This is a genomic window from Aureimonas ureilytica, assembly GCF_001475935.1.
GTDB classification, from domain to species: domain Bacteria; phylum Pseudomonadota; class Alphaproteobacteria; order Rhizobiales; family Rhizobiaceae; genus Aureimonas; species Aureimonas ureilytica_A.
Window position 1 is genome coordinate 180,696 of the sequence record NZ_LDQA01000022.1, and the last position, 18,733, is coordinate 199,428.

The 18,733-nt window shown below is 65.8% G+C and carries 11 protein-coding genes; 7 read left to right on the forward strand and 4 right to left on the reverse strand.

The annotated features are described in order from the left end of the window. The first annotated feature begins 142 nt into the window (after positions 1-142). Both gltB and NS365_RS10540 read left to right on the forward strand, forming a co-directional pair. Positions 143-4,858, forward strand: coding sequence for a glutamate synthase large subunit (gene gltB, locus NS365_RS10535; RefSeq protein WP_058600234.1), 4,716 nt, complete (start codon positions 143-145; stop codon positions 4,856-4,858). Positions 4,859-5,241: 383 nt separating this feature from the next. Further along, complete coding sequence (locus tag NS365_RS10540) at positions 5,242-6,696, forward strand: glutamate synthase subunit beta (protein ID WP_058600235.1); 1,455 nt, start codon at positions 5,242-5,244, stop codon at positions 6,694-6,696. A 254-nt stretch (positions 6,697-6,950) separates the two neighbouring features. Here the strand turns inward: NS365_RS10540 and NS365_RS10545 are convergent, their stop codons facing one another. Together NS365_RS10545 and NS365_RS10550 are read right to left on the reverse strand one after the other, a co-directional pair. Then, positions 6,951-8,294, reverse strand: coding sequence for an SGNH/GDSL hydrolase family protein (locus NS365_RS10545; RefSeq protein WP_193753424.1), 1,344 nt, complete (start codon positions 8,292-8,294; stop codon positions 6,951-6,953). Between the two features lie 58 nt (positions 8,295-8,352). After that, positions 8,353-9,573: a lytic murein transglycosylase gene (locus tag NS365_RS10550; RefSeq protein ID WP_058600237.1), complete on the reverse strand. Its 1,221-nt coding sequence runs from the start codon at positions 9,571-9,573 to the stop codon at positions 8,353-8,355. Positions 9,574-9,802: 229 nt separating this feature from the next. Here NS365_RS10550 and galU point away from each other — a divergent pair, with 229 nt between their 5' ends. Continuing rightward, entirely contained in the window at positions 9,803-10,720 is a 918-nt protein-coding gene (galU, locus tag NS365_RS10555) for a UTP--glucose-1-phosphate uridylyltransferase GalU (protein ID WP_058600238.1), read from the forward strand. Between the two features lie 81 nt (positions 10,721-10,801). On the opposite strand, the gene NS365_RS10560 is transcribed toward galU, so the two are convergent. Then, positions 10,802-12,499 (reverse strand): outer membrane beta-barrel protein, encoded by a 1,698-nt coding sequence (locus NS365_RS10560; RefSeq protein WP_193753425.1) that lies wholly within the window; start codon positions 12,497-12,499, stop codon positions 10,802-10,804. A gap of 200 nt (positions 12,500-12,699) precedes the next feature. Between NS365_RS10560 and NS365_RS10565 the strand changes: the two genes are divergently transcribed. From NS365_RS10565 to NS365_RS10580, 4 genes are all read left to right on the forward strand, one after another. After that, the gene (locus NS365_RS10565) at positions 12,700-13,692 is read left to right on the forward strand and encodes a KpsF/GutQ family sugar-phosphate isomerase (protein ID WP_058600240.1); all 993 of its coding nucleotides are present in this window, start codon (positions 12,700-12,702) and stop codon (positions 13,690-13,692) included. A gap of 165 nt (positions 13,693-13,857) precedes the next feature. Further along, on the forward strand, positions 13,858-15,006 hold the full coding sequence (locus NS365_RS10570) for a sensor histidine kinase (protein WP_058600241.1): 1,149 nt from the start codon (positions 13,858-13,860) through the stop codon (positions 15,004-15,006). A 19-nt stretch (positions 15,007-15,025) separates the two neighbouring features. Then, positions 15,026-15,322, forward strand: coding sequence for a hypothetical protein (locus NS365_RS24495; RefSeq protein WP_058600242.1), 297 nt, complete (start codon positions 15,026-15,028; stop codon positions 15,320-15,322). A gap of 46 nt (positions 15,323-15,368) precedes the next feature. Beyond that, a complete protein-coding gene (locus tag NS365_RS10580; protein ID WP_058600243.1) occupies positions 15,369-18,071 on the forward strand; it encodes a bifunctional acetate--CoA ligase family protein/GNAT family N-acetyltransferase in 2,703 nt (900 codons plus the stop codon). A gap of 26 nt (positions 18,072-18,097) precedes the next feature. Here NS365_RS10580 and NS365_RS10585 read toward each other — a convergent pair whose 3' ends face one another. Beyond that, the gene (locus NS365_RS10585) at positions 18,098-18,727 is read right to left on the reverse strand and encodes an alpha/beta hydrolase (protein ID WP_058600244.1); all 630 of its coding nucleotides are present in this window, start codon (positions 18,725-18,727) and stop codon (positions 18,098-18,100) included. Between the last annotated feature and the right edge of the window lie 6 nt (positions 18,728-18,733).

Genomic DNA, 18,733 nt, shown 5'->3' on the forward strand with positions numbered 1-18,733 from the left:
GCTTTGAACATGGGGCCCTTCGGGCTCTGATCGAAACGGGAATTCCTCCGGGCGTGGCGGTTCAGACCGGCCGCGCCCAGCGGGCTGCCCGGAGTTGGAACCCGCCTCCGGGGCGTGGTTCGAAATAGGGAGACGTGACGCGATGACGAAGACGCCATCCATGATCGAGAGCGAGGCCATGAAGGCCGCGAACACTCAGATCGCGACCGTCAAACCCCGAACGCTCCCGGCCGCGCAGGGTCTCTACGACCCGACCAAGGAGCACGACGCCTGCGGCGTCGGCTTCATCGCGCATATGAAGAATGTGAAGTCCCATTCGATCGTCGAAAAGGGTCTGACGATCCTCCACAATCTGGAGCATCGCGGGGCCGTCGGCGCCGATCCGCTGATGGGTGACGGCGCGGGCATGCTCGTGCAGATCCCGCATGGCTTCTTCAAGGCCGAGATGGCGAGCCAGGGCGTCGAACTGCCCGAGGCGGGCCAGTATGGCGTCGGCTTCGTCTTCATGCCGCAGGACGAAGCGCGCCGGCTGCATTTCAAGTCGCTGTTCGAACAGGCCGTGCAGGAAGAAGGCTGCGTCGTCCTCGGCTGGCGCGAAGTGCCGGTCGACAACGCCTCGTTGTCCAAGGCGCCGGAGATCGCGGCCACCGAGCCGATGCACCGGCAGATCTTCATCGGCCGCCCGGCTTCGGCGCAGACGGACGACGAGTTCGAGCGCAAGCTCTACATCATCCGCAAGGTTGTCTCGAACCGCGTTTATAACGAGGCACAGTCCGTCGATACCGACTTCTACGTCGTGTCGCTGTCCTCGCGCACCATCGTCTACAAGGGCATGTTCCTGAGCTATCAGGTCGGCGCCTATTACCGCGACCTGAAGGACGAGCGCTTCGAATCCGCGCTTGCCTTGGTGCACCAGCGCTTCTCCACCAACACCTTCCCGTCCTGGCGCCTCGCCCATCCCTACCGGATGGTGGCCCATAACGGCGAGATCAACACGCTGCGCGGCAACGTCAACTGGATGGCGGCGCGTCAGGCCTCGGTCGATTCGGAGCTATTCGGCAACGACATTTCCAAGCTCTGGCCGATTTCCTACGAGGGTCAGTCCGATACGGCCTGCTTCGACAACGCGCTCGAACTCCTCACGCAGGGCGGCTACACGCTCGCCCATGCGATGATGATGCTCATCCCGGAAGCCTGGTCGGGCAACAAGGAAATGAGCCCGGAGCGCAAGGCCTTCTACGAGTACCATGCCGCGCTCATGGAGCCTTGGGACGGCCCGGCCGCCGTGTGCTTCACCGACGGGCGGCAGATCGGCGCGACGCTGGACCGCAACGGTCTGCGTCCGGCGCGCTATGTCGTGACCGACGACGATCTCGTCATCCTCGCCTCGGAAGCCGGTACGCTGGAAGTCGCCGAAGAGCGCATCGTCAAGAAGTGGCGGCTCCAGCCGGGCCGCATGTTGCTGATCGACCTCGAAAAGGGCCGCATCATCTCCGACGAGGAGGTGAAGGGCGAAATCGCGTCGGCCAATCCCTATCGCGACTGGCTGAAGTCGACGCAGCTGATCCTCGAAGACCTGAAGCCCGTGGCGCCCCGCGCCTCGCGCGCCGACGTGTCGCTGCTCGACCGTCAGCAGGCCTTCGGCTACAGCCAGGAAGACACGCGTATCCTGATGGCGCCCATGGCCACGACCGGCCAGGAGGCCGTCGGCTCCATGGGCACGGACACGCCGATCTCGGCCATGTCCGAGAAGTCGAAGCTGCTCTACACCTATTTCAAGCAGAACTTCGCGCAGGTCACCAACCCGCCGATCGATCCGATCCGCGAAGAGCTGGTGATGAGTCTGGTGTCCTTCATCGGACCCCGGCCCAACATCTTCGACCTCGAAGGGACCTCGCGCCGCAAGCGGCTCGAAGTGCGTCAGCCGATCCTGACCAATGGCGATCTCGAAAAGATCCGCACCATCGGTCACACGGAAGATCGCTTCGACACGAAGACGCTCGACATCACCTATCCAAGCGAGCAGGGCGCGGCCGGCATGTCCGGTGCTCTGGAGCGCTTGTGCGAGCGGGCCGAGGCGGCGGTCGTCGGCGGTTACAACATCATCATCCTGTCCGACCGGCAGATGGGCCCCGATCGCATTCCGATCCCGGCGCTTCTGGCGACGGCGGCCGTGCACCATCACCTGATCCGCAAGGGTCTGCGCACGGCGGCCGGTCTCGTCGTGGAATCGGGCGAGCCGCGCGAAGTGCATCACTTCGCCTGCCTTGCCGGCTTCGGCGCCGAAGCGATCAATCCCTATCTCGCCTTCGACACGCTGCTCGCCATGCATGAGCGCGGCGATTTCCCCCCGGAAGTCGATGCCAAGGAAGTGGTCGGCCGTTTCATCAAGTCGGTGGGCAAGGGTCTGCTCAAGGTCATGTCCAAGATGGGCATCTCGACCTACCAGTCCTATTGCGGCGCGCAGATCTTCGACGCGATCGGCCTCAAGTCCGATTTCGTGAAGCAGTTCTTCTTCGGCACCTCGACCACGATCGAGGGCGTCGGCCTGGAAGAGATCGCCCGCGAGACGGTGGAGCGCCACACGCGCGCCTTCTCGGCCGATCCGGTGCTCGCCCGCTCGCTCGAAGTCGGCGGCGAATATGCCTACCGCATGCGCGGCGAGGCCCATGTCTGGTCGCCCGATGTCGTGGCCGCGCTGCAGCACGCCGTGCGTCTCGACTCGTATGCGACCTATAAGGAATATGCCGCGATGGTGAACGGCGCGGCCGTGGCCAGCTCGACCATTCGCGGCCTGTTCAAGATCCGCATGGCCGAAGACTTGGGTCTTCAGCCCGTGCCGCTCGAAGAGGTGGAATCGGCGGCCGACATCGTGCGTCGCTTCTCGACGGGCGCGATGAGCTTCGGCTCCATCTCGCGCGAGGCTCATGCCACGCTCGCCGTCGCCATGAACCGGATCGGCGGCAAGTCGAACACGGGCGAGGGCGGCGAGGAGCCCGATCGTTACGCGCGTCTGCCCAATGGCGACGTGAACCCCGAGCGCTCGGCGATCAAGCAGATCGCCTCCGGCCGCTTCGGCGTGACGACCGACTATCTCGTCAATGCCGACATGCTGCAGATCAAGGTCGCGCAGGGCGCCAAGCCCGGCGAAGGCGGTCAGTTGCCCGGTCACAAGGTGGACGCGACGATCGCCAAGACGCGCCACTCGACGCCGGGCGTCGGCCTGATCTCGCCGCCGCCCCATCACGACATCTACTCGATCGAGGATCTGGCGCAGCTGATCTTCGACCTGAAGAACGTGAACCCGGAAGCCGCGATCTCTGTGAAGCTCGTGTCGGAAGTGGGCGTCGGCACGGTGGCCGCCGGCGTCGCCAAGGCGCGCGCCGACCATATCATCGTGTCCGGCTTCGACGGTGGCACCGGCGCTTCGCCGCTGACCTCGATCAAGCATGCCGGCTCCCCCTGGGAGATGGGCCTGGCCGAAACGCAGCAGACGCTGGTGCTCAACGGGCTTCGCTCGCGCATCGCGCTGCAGGTCGATGGCGGGTTGCGCACGGGCCGCGACGTCGTGATCGGCGCTCTGCTGGGCGCGGACGAGTTCGGCTTCTCGACGGGCCCGCTGATCGCGGCGGGCTGCATCATGATGCGCAAGTGCCACCTCAACACCTGCCCTGTGGGCGTAGCAACGCAGGACCCGGTTCTTCGCAAGCGCTTCAAGGGCACGCCCGAGCACGTCATCAACTTCTTCTTCTTCGTGGCGGAAGAGGTTCGCGAGATTCTCGCGGCCATGGGTGTGCGCTCGCTGGCCGAGTTGATCGGCCGCTCCGAGCGTCTCGACAAGCGCGAGATGGTGGATCACTGGAAGGCGAGGGGGCTCGATTTCTCGCGCCTGTTCCACAAGCCGGACGCGCCGGTCGAGGAAACGCTCTGGACGCGCCGTCAGGAGCATCCGATTGCCGATGTGCTCGACCGTAAGCTGATCGAGCAGGCCAAGGTCGCGCTCGAAACACGCCAGCAGGTTCGCATCGAGACCGACATTTCCAATGTCGATCGCTCGGCCGGCGCGATGCTGGCGGGCGAAGTCGCCAAGCGCTTCGGCCACAAGGGACTCGCGGACGACACGATCTCGGTCAAGCTCAAGGGCACGGCGGGACAGAGCTTCGCGGCGTTCCTGTCGCGCGGCATCACCTTCGATCTCGTGGGCGATGGCAACGACTATGTCGGCAAGGGTCTCTCGGGCGGCAAGATCATCGTGCGCCCGCGCGAGAACACGCGCATCGTGCCCGAAGAGTCGATCATCGTCGGCAACACGGTGCTCTACGGCGCGATCGCCGGCGAGTGCTACTTCCGGGGCGTGGCGGGCGAGCGTTTCGCCGTGCGCAACTCGGGTGCCATCGCGGTGGTCGAGGGCGTGGGCGACCATGGCTGCGAATACATGACCGGCGGCGTGGTGGTGATCCTCGGGCATACGGGCCGCAACTTCGCGGCCGGCATGTCGGGCGGCATCGCCTATGTCTACGATCCCGAAGGCAACTTCGCGAACCGCTGCAACATGGCCATGGTCGAGCTGGAGCCGGTGCCGGAGGAAGACGACCTTCTGGAGAAGCTGCATCACCATGGCGGCGATCTCCAGCACAAGGGCCGGGTCGACGTGTCCTCGAACATGACGGGCCATGACGACGAGCGTCTCTACAAGCTGATCTCCAACCATCTCCACTATACCGGCTCGACCCGGGCCAAGGAGATGCTGGATCACTGGGAGACCTACCGCCCGAAATTCGTGAAGGTCATGCCGGTCGAGTACCGCCGCGCCCTTCTCGAAATGGAGCGGGCTCGCATGGGCGTCGCCGCCGAGTAAGGCGGCGTATGGCCCCAGGCGAGGCGACGATACGGTTGGCGAATGGCGGCATTGATCGCCTTCGCCATTCCGGCAGGGATGTGGTTGGCGAACGGGTTCTTCCGGCGCCGGCCGTCATCTTCGGCGCAACACTCGGGGCCGCCTTCTGGATAAGACGCCGGTATCTCCGTCCCTGATCCACCCTCTCGTCGCCGATCGGCGGGAGGCGGCTCGGGGCAGCGGGCGGCCGGCAATCGCTCGCGAAGTTTGGACGCGTTCTATTTTCGCGAATTTTGGTATAAGGCGGCGCATGTCGAAGCCGGCCCGGCAACCGGGCGAGCCGACAGGGCGCTGCGGTCTGCTGCCGCCAGGATCGTGCGGCAGAACTTAAGACGGAGGGGCAAATGGGCAAGGTGACGGGCTTTCTCGAGATCGACCGCCAGACGGCGAAATATCAGCCGGCGTCCGACCGCATTCGCCATTTCCGCGAATTCACGCTGCCCATGTCGGAAGAGGAAGTGGGCAAGCAGGCGGCGCGCTGCATGGATTGCGGCATTCCCTTCTGCCACGGGCCGACGGGCTGCCCCGTGCACAACCAGATCCCGGACTGGAACGATCTCGTCTATTCCGGCGATTGGGAAGCGGCGATCCGCAACCTGCACTCCACCAACAACTTCCCCGAATTCACCGGCCGCATCTGCCCCGCGCCCTGCGAGGAAGCCTGTACGCTGAATCTGGAAGACGTTCCGGTCGCCATCAAGACGGTGGAACAGGCGATCGCCGATCAGGCCTATAAGCTCGGCCTCATCCAGCCGCAGCCCGCCGAGACGCAGACGGGCAAGCGCGTCGCCGTCATCGGCTCGGGTCCGGCGGGCATGGCGGCGGCCCAGCAGCTTGGGCGCGCGGGCCATGAGGTTCATGTGTTCGAGCGCGAGTCGCGCGCGGGCGGTCTGCTTCGCTACGGCATTCCCGACTTCAAGATGGAAAAGCACTGGATCGACCGGCGCGTCGAGCAGATGCAGGGCGAGGGCGTGACCTTCCATTGCGGCGTCGATGTCGGCAAGGACAAGACGCTGGCCGATCTCCAAGCCGAGTTCGACGCGGTTCTTTATTGCGGCGGCGCGGAGCGTCCGCGCGAGGCTGGTATTCCGACCAACGGGCTGGAAGGCATCTATGATGCGATGCCCTATCTCGTGCAGCAGAACCGCCGCGTCGGTGGCGAAAAGGTCGAGAGCGCCGGCTGGAACGCGGGCGAAATCTGGGCCGGCGCCAAGCATGTCGTGGTGGTCGGCGGCGGTGACACAGCGTCGGACTGCGTCGGCACGGCCTTCCGTCAGGGTGCAGTAAAAGTCACGCAGCTCGACATTCGCCCGCAGCCGCCCAAGACGGAGAACAAGCTCGAAGTCTGGCCCTACTGGGCGACGAAGATGCGCGTCTCCTCGTCCCAGGCCGAAGGCGCGGTGCGCGAGTTCCAGGTCGCAACGCTCGAATTCGTCGGCGAGGACGGCCAGCTGACCGGCGTGAAGTGCGCGCAGGTGGACGAGAAGCGTAAGCCGATCCCCGGCACCGAGTTCGTCATCAAGGCCGATCTCGCCTTTATCGCCATCGGCTTTGCCGGCCCGTTCATGGACGGGTTCATGGCCGATGCGGGCGACGCGCTGAAGACCAAGACGGATTCGCGCGGCAATGTGGCCGTGCTGGCGGACGACCATGGCTACAAGACCTCGGTCGACAAGCTCTATGCCGCCGGCGACGTGCGCCGCGGTCAGTCGCTCGTGGTCTGGGCGATCCGCGAAGGCCGGCAGGCCGCGCGCGCCGTCGATCTCGACCTTATGGGCTCGACCACGCTGCCGCGCTGAAGGCACATCCCAATCCAACAGAAGGCTCGCTTCCGGACGGAGGCGAGCCTTTTTTGTTGGAGAGACCGGAAGACGACAGGTGAGGGCGCTTGCTGGGTTTTCCCTGCTCGCGTCTGAGCGAGCCAAACGGCTCGCTTGCACCGTGAGGACGCCGTGAGGGCCCGACTTCACCGGTCAAATGGATAATGCTTGGCCCCTCGCGATCGCATGGCGATCTCTCGGCAAGCCCCGCTAAGAGGTCTCGTCCGCAGCCGCTAATTGATGGAGGACGTGTCCGGAGTACCGGCCTTTGGGACTGCCACTGGGGCCTCGGGCTTGGCAGGCGGCCCCGCCTCCGGGCCATGCAGGCGGAGCTCTTCAAGGCTTGTCGTGCCGCGAAACACGATGGCATTGTCGCGCGTCACCGGCGAAACGGCGGTGCCGCGCCCCGTCCAGTTGAACTGATCGGCCCGGCCTTCGACGGCGGCCGAAACGACGCCCTCGCGCACGAGCTTCTCGCGCGGCGAGCCCTGGCCGCCGGTGCCCGGCTGAGCGCTGCCGAGCAACTGGTCGCCGCCATCGAAGCGCGGATCGGCAAAGGAGATGGGCGCGGTCGTCGTGGCCAGCGCCGCGTCCACCACGGCCGGCAGGTCCTTGGCGGACAATTGCTGCGGCCCCAGGCTCGCCACGAAGTCCTCGACATTCAAGCCGAGCACTTTGGTGACGGGCTTCTCCACGAAATAGGCGAGCTTTTCCTGGCCTGCGCCCGTCAGCGTGATGCCGTCGGAATTGCGCAGTCGCACGGTCTGCCCGGCCATGTCGGGGCCGGAGGTCACGAAGCTGCCATTGGCGTCGGTGAAGCCGTTCCAGATGTCGACATAATCGCCGCCATGGGCTTGCGCGACATTGCGGAACAGGTCGTTCAGATAGACCATATCTTCCGTCGCGCGGTCGGACTGGAAGGCCGGCATTCCCACCCAAAGCCAAGGCTTCTTCTTTGCGCGGATCGCCTCGGCCAGAGCCTTGGCGCGCTGCTCGTAGGTGTCGGCCCATTCCGGACTGCGCAGCGCGATCGTGCCCTCCATGGCACGAAAACCCTGCCGGTCGTTCGCCCCCAGCATGACCACGACGAGGTCGGCTTTGGTCTCGTCGATCAGGGCGCCGACGCTGGCGGGCCAATCATGGTGGTCTTCGCGCACGAGGCCGGAGGAGCCATCGGCGCGGTTCGTGACGCGAATGTCGCGGTTGGTGGCGAAGGCCGCGTCCAGCCCCTTGGCGAGCGACCCCGCCATGAAATCCCCGATCACGAGGACGTTGCGGGCTGCCTCACTTTTGGCGACGGGCGCGCTGGCGCTTGCGGCCACCGCCGCCGCACCCCCGGCCGCCGCGGTTGCCGCGGCCGAGCGGGGCGAATTGTTGCGCTTGGGCGCGACCTCGGTGCGCGCCTTCTTGCGCGGTGCCTTGCGGATGGTGCGCTGTTGCGGCGGCGCCTCATAGACGCGGTAGGACGGCTGCGAGCGGGGCGGGCCGCCGAACAGCATTTCGAGAATGCCCCTGCGCCGCTCCTGCGCCGCCGCGATTTCGGGGAGAACGGTCGAGCCAGCTAGGATAAGCGCCATGAGGGATGCGAGGCGCGCTCGTCCCCGATGCTTCGTGTTGCGCTCGTCCGTCATCGGATCATGGTCTCCGCAAAAGCTCCAGAAGCGCCTTGGAGGCGTTTCCATCCTCGTTCATGCCCGCTCGGCGCTGATAGGCGGTGATGGCGGATTTGGAACTGTCGCCAATCTTGCCGTCGATCTTGCCGTCATAAAGGCCATGCTGCGTGAGGCGCTGCTGCACTTCGTAACGCTCTTCCATCGACAAGGGAACGTAGCCGCGCGGCCAAGGATGCGCGAAGGCTCCATAGCCGGCAATGCGATCGGCGAGATGGCCGACGGCGAGCGCGTATTTGTCGGCATTGTTGTAGCGCTTGATGACGAAGAAATTCTTGGTCATCAGGAAGGCCGGGCCGTTGGCCCCCGCCGGCATCAGAAGATTGGCCCGGTCGGACGGCGTGGGGAAGGGGCGGCCGCTGACGCGCTTGAAGCCGAGCTGCTGCCATTGAGCCAGGCTCTTGCCGGCGCGCTCCAGCTTGGTGGAGCCACTGGGTGCAACGACTTCATAGCCCCAGCTCTTGCCGCTCTGCCAGCCGTTCTTGCGCAAGAGGTTGGCCGCCGTTGCCAGCGCGTCCGGCACCGAACCCCAGATGTCGGGATGTCCGTTGCCGTCCATGTCCACGGCATAGGCCTGATAGCTGGTCGGTATGAACTGCGTGTGGCCCATCGCGCCCGCCCAGGAGCCGGTCAGTCCCTTGGGGCTGACATGCCCGTCCTGCACGATCTTGAGCGCGGCCAGAAGCTGGGTGCGGGCGAACTTGGCGCGCTTGGGGTCCATGTAGGCGAGGGTGGCGAGCGCCTGCGGCACGCTCTTCATCACGTCCTGCCTCTGCAGGATGCGGCCATAGTTGGATTCCATCGACCAGATCGCCAGAAGGATATGGCGATCGACGCCGAAGCGCTGCTCGATCCGGTCCAGCCACGACTTGTACTGAACGAGCATCCGCCGGCCTTCGGCCACGGACTCGTCGTTCACGCGGTTGTCGAGATAGTCCCAGATCTTGTCCTGGAACTCGGGCTGGAAGCGCGCCTTGCGGATCACGTCGGGATCGGGTTCGGTCACGCCGTCGAACACGCGCTCATAGACGCGGCGGCTGATCCCGTTGGCGACGGCGGTCTTCTCGAAACCGACGATCCAGTTGCGGAAGCCCTGATCGGCGGCGGCAGGCGTGGCCAGAAGGCCCGCCAGAACGAGCGTGGCCGCGCCGAGGCGCGCGATGCGGGCGGTGATCGGTCCAGGCATAGGCATGATCCTTCGTCGGACTGGTCGTGTGCTATGGCCTTCAGCTTAGGTTCAGGATGTAAACGTTACGTTTACCACGACGGAACACGAAATGCTGAAGAGATCGTAGCGCCACCAGAATTTCCCATGTTTCTGGGGCTAAAACGCGGCGTCGCATGTTGCTTGTCGACAGGTCATGCTTTCGTGATTTATGGGTTAACCCGAATCCAGCGGTTGGAAGGATTAGTGCATGCGCAAGGTCAGAAAGGCCGTATTCCCGGTCGCCGGCTTGGGAACGCGGTTTCTTCCCGCTACGAAGGCCATCCCGAAGGAGATGCTGACGGTCGTCGACCGCCCGGTTATCCAGTATGTCGTCGATGAGGCCCGTCAGGCGGGGATCGAGCATCTGATCTTCGTGACCGGACGCAACAAGGGCGTCATCGAAGACTATTTCGACATTCAGGTCGAACTGCAGAATACGCTGACCGAGCGCAACAAGAAGACCGAGCTGCAGCTGCTCGACAGCCTTCAGCCCAAAGCCGGCACCGCGAGCTTCACGCGCCAGCAGGCGCCGCTCGGCCTCGGCCATGCGGTCTGGTGCGCGCGCGATCTCGTCGGTCCCGAGCCTTTCGCGCTGCTTCTGCCCGACATGATCATGCAGTCCGAAGAAGGCTGCCTGAAGAAGATGGTCGAGCTTTACGAGCAGACCGGCGGCAACGTCATCTCCGTCGAACAGTGCGACCCGTCCGAAGCCCATAAATACGGCATCGTCGGGAAGGGTGCCGATGTCGGCACCGGCTTCAAGGTCGACGGCATGGTCGAGAAGCCGAAGAACGAGGAAGCGCCCTCGAACTTCTTCATCTCCGGCCGCTACATCCTTCAGCCCGAGATCTTCGACATTCTCTCGACCCAGGAAAAGGGCGCGGGCAACGAGATCCAGCTGACCGACGGCATGTTGAAGCTGGCCAAGAGCCAGGACTTCTTCGCTCATCCCTTCACCGGCCGCACGTTCGACTGCGGCTCGAAGGAAGGCTTCATTCAGGCCAATGTCGCCTTCGCGCTGTGGCGTCACGACATTCGCGGCAAGGTCTTCGACAATCTCCACGAGCTGATGGCGACGGTGGAGCCTCAGGAGCGCCGCGCGACGGATCGCCGCGCCGCCGAGTGAGCGCCGGATTTTCCATCTTCTGAATCGAGAAGGGCGCCGAGGCGCCCTTTTTCGTATCTGGACGCGCGTTTCGTCGCTCGCTCAATTCTGAAGGCGGACACCGACGCGCACCGTGTTGGCGCTGTAATTGTTGAAGGGCAGGGCGGCTTCGAAGCGGTCGTAGCGATAGAGGCCCGTCAGGGCGAGATGCTGGTTCAGCCAATAGGTGAAGCCGGCCTCGCCGCTATAGACATATTCGTTGGCGACCGTGCGTCGCTCGCGCAGGCCCGCGATCAGCGTGGTGTTGAATTCCAGCCGCGCGGTGGCGCGGTGCGTCAGGCCGAGGCTGAGCTGATAGAGCGTCGCGGTGTCGAGGCTCGTCGTCTCCGGCTCGAACGAGGTCGTACCGCGCAGCGTGACGTCGGTGCCCCGGCGCGGCGACCAGGCGAGCAGGGCGTCCAGCGTCGGGCTGCCGATCGTGGGCAGGCTGTTGTCGTCTGGAATGTTCCACGCATAGCCCAGTGCGATCTCGCCGGAGACTTTCTCACCCCGGCTGAAGCCGACGCCGCCGCGGAGCGCCGGGATCGCGCTGTCGCGGCTGACCCCGCCAAAGCTCGTCTTGTCGAAGGCACGCCGCCCGATGCTGGCCGCGACAAAGGGATGGAGCGGCGCGCGCTCGTCCAGCGTCGCCTTCAGGCCGGCCGTATAGGTCGTGAAACTGTCGTCCAGCGAATTGGTGCGCTGTGCCCGGTCGGACAGATCGTCCCGCACCGCTTGAAGCGTCGTCACCGTATCGAAGCGCCCAAAGCGGTTCTGAAGCTCTGCGCTCATGGAATAGCGGAGTCGATCGGCGCGCGCCGCAGCGTCCTGTACCGCGCCGACGGTCAAATCGTCTTCGCGGCTGAAGGACACGGCCCCCCGCAGAACGGCGGTCATGTCGCGCGAGATGTCGATGCGCACCCGGCCATCGGCGTCGACCTGCGGCTCGTCCTTGACCGGCCCCGACATGTTGCGTCGATAGGTAGCCGCCACGTTCAACTCCGCCTCGTGGCGTGACCAGTCGGAGACAAGCCGCCCGGTCAGCGTGCTCTGGCTGAAGAAGCCGCTCACCCCGTCGCGCGACGCGGTGAGATTATCGGAGGCACCGAGACTTTGGTCGAGCGTGAGATAGCCCATGAACGAGCCGATCCGCGTGCCGACCGGCGCGAACGGGTCGTTCGACCTGATGCCCGGCGCCAGCCGCCGAAGGCTGGCATAGGCGTCGCTCAGGCGGCGATTGCCGATCTCATCCAGCGTCGGGCTGCGCACCGGGCCGATGGATTGAAACAGATTGCTGGACGGTGCGTCGGGTTCGGCCGCCCGGCGGGGCGCGTGGGGCTGCGCGGTATCGGACCCGGCATCACCCGTACGAAGGGCCGGCGTGTCGCGAAAGTTTTCGCGGCGCGACAGGCCCGGATTGGTGGTGTCGTCGGGGAGGGAAGGTGTCGGCGCGCTGCGGCGGAGCGCGTCCACATCCAGGCGGAGCCCATCGTCGATCCGACCCGACTGGCCAATGTCGCTCGAAGAGAGAGGCGGTGCGAGCCGTTCGCTGCCCGACAGGGGGGGGGCCGTCAGGCGCTGGCCGGATGATAGCCGTGCGCCAGCACTCAGGGGAGCGGTGGGCGCTGGCGTGTCGGCGAGATCGGTCTGCTCTTCCGGCCCGGAAGGCTCCTGCGCCATGGCTCGGGTTGGGTACGCGGAGAGACTGCAGGCGGCCAGAAGACCGCAGGCCGCGGCGCGGTATCGAAGCCTGACTGCCATCGAAAGAGCGGTTCCCTGCCCGAAAAGGCCGGACGATCCGGCGGCGCGAAAGATGACCGAACGGTAAATCGGCATGGTTAAGAATTGGTTGTCGGCCTCTTATGGCGCGCCGGCCTTGCGCCGAGCCCAACAGGGCGCTTACCCCGCCGAGGTGGCGTTCCCTCGTTCCGAAGGGTAGGAGAGGGGACAAGCAATCCGAAATGGCTCTCTTCATGCTCGACCTGTCCGCGTCTCCCGGCATCGCCTCCGCCCTTCGCACGGTGGGAACCGAGGCGGAGGGGCTTCATGCCCTGGCGGCCGCGCTGCAAGGGCCGCTCGGCCCCGCCTTCGAGGACGCGCTGGCGCGCATCGCCGCCGTATCCGGGCGCGTGATCGTGACCGGGATCGGCAAGAGCGGCCATATCGGCGCGAAGATCGCCGCGACCTTCGCCTCCACCGGCACCCCCGCCTCCTTCGTGCACGCGGCCGAGGCCAATCACGGCGATCTCGGCATGATCGCCTCGGGCGATGTCGTACTCGCCCTGTCCAAGGGAGGCGAAAGCCCGGAGATGAAAAGCGTCATTGCCTATACGAGGCGCTTCTCCATTCCGCTGATCGCCATGACCGCCGCCCCCGAATCTTCGCTGGGGCGTGAGGCCGATGTGGTTCTCCTGCTGCCGCCCGCCGAGGAAGCCTGTCCACATGGGCTTGCGCCCACCACCTCGGCGCTGACGCAACTGGCGCTGGGCGATGCGCTGGCGATCGCGCTTCTGGAAGCGCGTGGCTTTTCGCCGAGCGATTTCCGCGTCTTCCATCCCGGTGGCAAGCTCGGCGCGATCCTGACCCATGTCGGAGACATCATGCATCGCGGCGAGGCCATGCCGCTGATCGCTTCGGGCGCGCTCATGTCGGAAGCGATCCTGGCGATCTCGCACAAAGGTTTCGGCTGCGTCGCGGTGGTGGATGTTGAAGGGCGTTTGCTCGGCATCATCACGGACGGCGACTTGCGCCGTCATCTGGCGCCCGACCTTCTCCTGCGCACGGTGGACGAGGTGATGACGCGCTCGCCCAAGACGATCCGGCCGGATACCTTGGCCGTGAAGGCGCTCGATATTCTCAATTCCTCCAACATTACCGCGTTGATGGTGGTGGAAGCCGACCTGCCGGTCGGTATCCTGCATTTGCACGATCTCCTGAGGATCGGTGTGGTCTGACAGATTGTGAATCGCAACCTGAGTTTGTATCTTTAGCCGGTGAACTTGAAGTTCGTGGGCTTCGTAGAAACGTGTGCGGTTGTGCTTCATGCGCGCTGCTATGACAAAGGCGTGGCATCCCGCGCGCCGGTGCAGGCTTCGGGCTAGGGGGGGACAGAAGCGGATATGACGTGGAGCGAGCCGATCACGGCGGATCTGAAAGGGATGGACCCTTTGCAGGAACAGGGCGTGATGTGGGACGCCATTCGCTCCGTCGATTGGGCCGGATCATCGCTCGGCCCGATCGAGGGCTGGCCTTTCACGCTTCGCGCCGTGCTGCGCACCGTTCTGGCGTCGAAACAGCCCATGTGCCTCTGGTGGGGGCCGGATCTTCTTCAGTTTCACAACGAGGCCTATCTGCCGATGCTCGGCGCGCGGGCGGATGGTGCGATCGGCAAGCCGTTCAGCGTGCTTTGGGCCGACGTTTCCGAGGACGTCATGCCCTATCTCAAGCAGGCGCTGGCCGGTCAGGGAACATGGGCGGAAGACCTGCCGCTGACCGTGACGCGGAACGGCTATCCCGAAGAAACCTACTGGTCCTTTTCCTATAGTCCGCTCTTCAACGACCATGGGCGGATCGCCGGCGCGCTGAATATCGTGACCGAGACGACGCGCCTCATGCGCGAGCGCCAGGAGCTGGAAGAGCTGAACCGCAACCTGTCGGACAGTCTCGCCCGGCAGGAAGAGGGCGAGCGCCAGCGCCGCGTCTTGCAACGCGAACTCTCGCACCGGATGAAGAACACGCTGGCCATGGTTCAGGCCGTGGTGACGCAGAGCCTTCGGCACTCCACCTCGATCGAGGAGGCGACGCAGGTCGCCTCCGCCCGCATCCAGGCCCTCGGCCGGGCGCAGGACATGCTGACGGCGACGGACTGGACGATCGCGGACCTTCGCGCCGCCGTCGATGCGGCGATCGAACCCCATGTCGATCGCAGTGGCCGTTTCATCGTCTCGGGCGACACGCTCGACCTGTCGGCCCAGCAGGCCATGGGCGTGGCGCTGGCGCTGCACGAACTGGCGACCAACGCCGTGAAATACGGCGCGCTCTCGGTGGACGAAGGCTGTGTCAAAGTTGGGTGGCATGTCTCGCCCGAGGGCGAGTTCCATTTCGAATGGCGCGAGGAAAACGGGCCCGAAGTCAAACCGCTAAGCCGCAAGGGTTTCGGCACCCGGCTGACCGAACGCGTGGTTCCCGGCTATTTCAACGGCCGCGCCGAGACCGACTTCCAGCCGGACGGGATCGTCTATCGCCTCCAAGGGCGGTTGGAGCCCTGAGCCGCCGGTCTGGCGCTGCGTGATCGCGCTTTCGCAGCGCTGGCGTTTCGGGCATGTCCATGCTTTCGCGGCGCTGGTTCGGGCCGCATCGGTTGCAGGAACCGGCCGCTCGGGCCAGCATGTCTTCAAGGGCTCAACGCCCGCCATCAGGAGTTTCAGCATCATGGACAGTCTCAAGGCGCAGAACGATCCGCTGCTGCGCGTCTGGCGCATCATCGTCGGCGGCAATGAAGCGACGGGCATGATTCGCCTCATGGGCTTTCTCGCCGCCTTCGTGCTGATCGGCGGCCTCATCTTCGCCCTCGCCACACGCTGACGGGCGTTCCGTCCCGCCGGCACCCCGCCGGGCTCCAGAGGCCGTCATGACCATCAGCAATCTCGATGCCGTGTTCGAACCCAAGGCCATCGCGCTGATCGGCGCGAGCAATCGTGAGGGCTCGGTCGGGGCGGTTCTGGCGCGCAATCTCTTCGGATCGGGCTTTGTCGGCCCGGTCATGCCGGTCAATCCGCACGAGCAGGCGATCCGATCCTCGGTCAACTTCCGCTCTGTCGCCGACCTGCCGATCACGCCCGATCTCGCGGTGATCGCGACCCCGGCCCCGAGCGTGGCTAATATCATCGACGAACTCGGTCGGCGCGGTTGCCGCGCGGCTGTGGTCATCTCCACCGGCTTTGCCGATCCTGTCCTCCGGCAAGGGCTGCTCAATGCTGCCAAGCCGCATCGGCTGCGCATCGTCGGGCCGAACTGTATCGGCGTGATGTCGCCGGGCATCGGCGTCAATGCCAGCTTCGCGCATCTGACGCCGCGCGCCGGCGACATCGCCTTTGTCAGCCAGTCCGACTCCATCGCGACGGCGGTGCTGGATTGGGCCGATGTGCGCGAGATCGGCTTTTCGCATGTCGTCTCCACCGGCGACATGTGCGACGTCGATATCGGCGATCTCCTCGATTATCTCGCGCTGGATACGAAGACGCGCGCCATCCTTCTCCATATCGAGGACATCACCGACGCGCCGAAATTCATGACGGCGGCGCGCATCGCCGCCCGTGCCAAGCCGGTGGTGGTCATCAAGGCGGGCCGCTCGGCGGCGGTCGCAGGCCCCTCTGCGTCGCATTCCCATTCACGGGCGCTGGCCGATGAGGACGCGGTCTATGATGCCGCCTTGCGGCGCGCCGGCATGTTGCGCGTCGATTCGCTGCGCGAACTGTTCGAAGCGGTCGGAACGCTTGCCTCCGCCATCCGTCCCAAGGGGAACCGGCTGGCGATTCTCACCAATGGCGGCGGCGCGGGTCTGCTGGCGGCCGATGCCTTGAGCGATCTCGGCGGCCAACTGGCCGATCTCTCTTCCGAGACGATGGCGAAGCTCGCGCGTTTCACGCAGCCGGACGAGAACGACCCGCGCTTCGTCAATATCCCGCGCGACGCGTCCGGCAGCCTCTATGGCCAAGCGCTCGAAACGCTGCTCGACGATCCCGGCCAGGATGCGGTTCTCGTCATGAACACGCCGCAGGCGCTGGCGGACGGGCGGGGCGCGGCGGAAGCGACGGTGGCGAGCGCCAAGGCGCGGCGAGGCGCGCCGGTTCTGACCTGCTGGCTCGGCGAGCGCGCGGCGCGCGAGTCCCGCCGCCTCTTCGCGGCGCGGGGCATCCCGACCTATCAGACGCCGGACGAGTCCGTGCGCGCCTTCATGCAGCTCGTCAATTATCGCCGCAATCAGGACCTTCTGATGCAGACGCCGCCGGCCATCCAGCCGGGCGCGGCCGATGGTGCGAAGGCGCGGGCGGTGCTGTCCCGGGCGGCCGGGGAGGGGCGCTGCGTCCTGACGGAGCCCGAGGCCAAGACGCTGCTCTCCGCCTATGGCATACCCGTCGTGCAAACGGAGATCGCCCACAGCCCGGGCGAGGCGGCGGCGCTGGCGGGCGCTATCGGCTTTCCGGTCGCGCTGAAGATCCTGTCTCAGGACATCGCCCACAAGTCCGATGTCGGCGGCGTTCGGCTCGAACTCGACACGCCCGAGATGGTGCGCGAAGCCGGCGAACATATGCTGAAGCTCGTGGCCGAGCGTCATCCGGGCGCGCGGATCGAAGGCTTCACCGTGCAGGCGATGATCCAGCGCCCGCGTGCGCACGAACTGATCCTCGGCGTCGGCACGAATGCGCTGTTCGGCCCGGTGCTTCTCGTCGGGCAGGGTGGCACGGCGGCCGAGGTCATCGCCGATCGCGCCATCGGCCTGCCGCCGCTGAACCTACCGCTCGCCCATGACATGATCGGACGCACGAAGGTCTCGCGCCTGATGAAGGGCTATCGCGACTGGCCCGCCGCCGACAGCGATGCCGTGGCGGCGACGCTCGTCAAGCTGTCCCAGCTCATCGCCGATTTCGACGAGATCGCCGAGCTCGACATCAACCCGCTTCTGGTGGACGAGGCCGGGGTCATCGCGCTCGACGCGCGGGTCGTCTTGCGCACCTTGACCGGCGCGCCGCGCTCGCGCTTCGCCATCCGGCCCTATCCCAACGAGCTGGAGCATGTGGCGCATTCCCGCTCGGGGTCGAGCTTCTTCCTGCGCCCGATCCGGCCGGAGGACGAGCCGGGGATCGTGGAGATGATCGCGCGTTCCGACGCCGAAGATGTGCGGCTGCGCTTCTTCGCGCCGATGAAGCGGATCGGCCATGCCTTCGCCGCGCGCCTGACCCAGATCGACTATCGCCGCGAGATGGCCTTCGTTGCCACCCGCGCGGGAGAGGCGGAGGGCGATATCCTGGGCGTCGCGCGTCTCGTGTCGGACCCCGACGAGAAGAAGGCCGAGTTCGGCATCATGGTCCGCTCCGACCAGAAAGGGCGCGGTCTCGGCTGGCTTCTGATGGAAACCATCCTCGACTATGCGCGCCGGCGCGGTCTCTCCCGCGTCTATGGCGAGGTCCTGGGCGAAAACCGCGCCATGCTGGCCATGGCGGAGGAACTCGGCTTTCGCCAGAGCCCGCACCCGGAGGACGTCGCACTGCGCCGGGTGGAGGTCGATGTCGAGACCTATCGTGCCAAGGGCCGGCCCGTCGGCGATCCGTGATCGCCTTCAAGGCCAGCCGCTGATCGTCAAGCGAACGAGGCGGCGAGCCATTCGCGCGCGATGACGAGGTCCATCTGGCCGAGGCCGTGGCCAGTCGGCAGCACCTCATGGGTGAGCCTCGCTCCGCCCTCCTGAAGCTGGCGCGCCAGACGCGCAGCGTTGTCGGTGGGCACGATCGGGTCCATGCCCCCCGACAGAAGAAGCACCTGGGCACCACCGAGATCGAAGGCAGGCGGCTCGGCAAAGGGCACCATGGCGCGGATCAGGATCGCGCCGGCAAGCTTGGTGGGGTCGAGCATCATCAGCGCGGACGCCACATTCGCGCCATTGGAGAAGCCGACCGCGACGGGGCGCGCCATGCCATGGTGCTCCTGCGCTTCTTCCACGAAGGCGCCGAGTTCCAGCGCGCGCTGGCGCAGGTCCGCCTCGTCGAACACGCCCTCCGCAAGCCGGCGGAAGAAGCGCGGCATCCCGTTTTCCAGAACCTGCCCGCGCGGCGACAGAAGCGCCGCCCCCGGCGACAGGAGACCGCCAAGCCCTAGGAGATCGCTTTCGTCGCCGCCCGTGCCATGCAGCAGGAGAAGCGGCGTCGCGCCCTCCACGGTCGCAGGAATGAAGCGGTGGATCATCGAGAGATCGTTGCGCGGAAGGTCCATGGCTCT